This window comes from Paenibacillus sp. OT2-17 (genome assembly GCF_009827695.1).
Lineage (GTDB): Bacteria > Bacillota > Bacilli > Paenibacillales > Paenibacillaceae > Paenibacillus > Paenibacillus polymyxa_B.
The window spans coordinates 1-1,350 of the sequence record NZ_WUDQ01000785.1; the positions used below are offsets into that span (position 1 = coordinate 1).

A 1,350-nucleotide genomic window follows, 5' to 3' on the forward strand; every position below is an offset into this window, starting at 1 on the left:
TATGGATTTACATTGCTAAACTAACGAAGAAATGTAATCTTGTCAAGGAGATGTAGCAACGATGATACACAGAAGTAAGCTTCAATTGGCCTTTAAATCAGCTTTCCCTTCCACACTTCCCATACTGGCTGGATTCTTGTTTCTAGGGATTGCCTACGGCATTCTTATGAATATATCTGGCTTTGGTGCGGGGTATGCGATCCTTATGGCCCTATTTATTTTTGCCGGATCCATGGAATTTGTTGCAGTGCATTTACTGCTCGGTCCGTTCAATCCACTAGGTGCCTTGCTAATGGCCTTAATGGTGAACGCCCGGCATTTATTTTATGGCATATCCATGCTTGAAAAATACAGAGGCACCGGATTCAAAAAATTCTATCTAATTTTTGGACTATGTGATGAATCGTTTTCAATTAATTACACAGCAAACATCCCCAAAGAAGTCGACAAGGGATGGTATATGTTTTTCGTAACCCTGCTTAATCATAGCTACTGGGTATTTGGCGCTGCCATTGGTGGATTTTTCGGATCTCTGGTGCGCATTAATATGGAGGGGCTTGAGTTTGTGATGACGGCGCTCTTTGTTGTGATCTTTATTGAACAATGGATGAAAGAGAGCACACATCATAGTGCATTGTTGGGTTTGGGAATTTCGATCCTTTGCCTGCTTATTTTTAATAGCGAAAATTTCATCGTTCCATCTATGATAGGTCTTCTTATCGTGCTCTCCTTCATGAGAAAATCACTAGATAGAATGACAGGTGAGAGACACGATGTCCATGACTTTGTTTGAAAACATCACAACGATAGGAATGGTCGTCTTGGGAACGATAATGACCCGATTTATTCCATTTATTTTGTTCCCTTCGGGACGTCCCACACCTAAATATGTACAGTATCTCGGCAAAGTGCTTCCCTCGGCAGCTTTAGGACTGCTGGTCATTTACAGTGTTAAGGATGTCACTTTTTTCTCTGGGTCTCATGGTGTGGCCGAATTGATTTCCATTGTCGTCATTATTATGCTGCATCTCTGGAGAAGAAACATGCTGATATCCATCGCTGGCGGTACACTGCTCTATATGTTCCTGGTCCAATTTATATTCTAAAAGTTGATCATCTCCGTTGTTGCAGGTTAGCTATTGAAACTTTACACAAAATAGTTGGAGTGACCATCAGTTGCACGAACAATAACCAAGAGGACTAATGTTAACCTTAGTCCTCCGTTGTTTTTAAAATATTCAAAGGCTTGTCATTCTCGTCCTCAAAACACTTAATCGGGCTCAGTTTTTTAAGAATCCTTCATGTTACGAGGAATTTCCTCATTGAGCTTATGATATTCCAAACCCCACG

Annotated in this window: 2 protein-coding genes; both read left to right on the forward strand. The window is 40.9% G+C overall.

Translation table 11 applies throughout. The features are described from left to right. The first annotated feature begins 61 nt into the window (after nucleotides 1-61). Nucleotides 62-793, forward strand: coding sequence for an azaleucine resistance protein AzlC (gene azlC / locus GRP75_RS27090; RefSeq protein WP_160790906.1), 732 nt, complete (start codon nucleotides 62-64; stop codon nucleotides 791-793). Next, nucleotides 774-1,106, forward strand: coding sequence for a branched-chain amino acid transporter permease (locus tag GRP75_RS27095; RefSeq protein ID WP_023988622.1), 333 nt, complete (start codon nucleotides 774-776; stop codon nucleotides 1,104-1,106). Before azlC ends, GRP75_RS27095 begins: the two co-directional genes overlap by 20 nt. Nucleotides 1,107-1,350 lie beyond the last annotated feature (244 nt).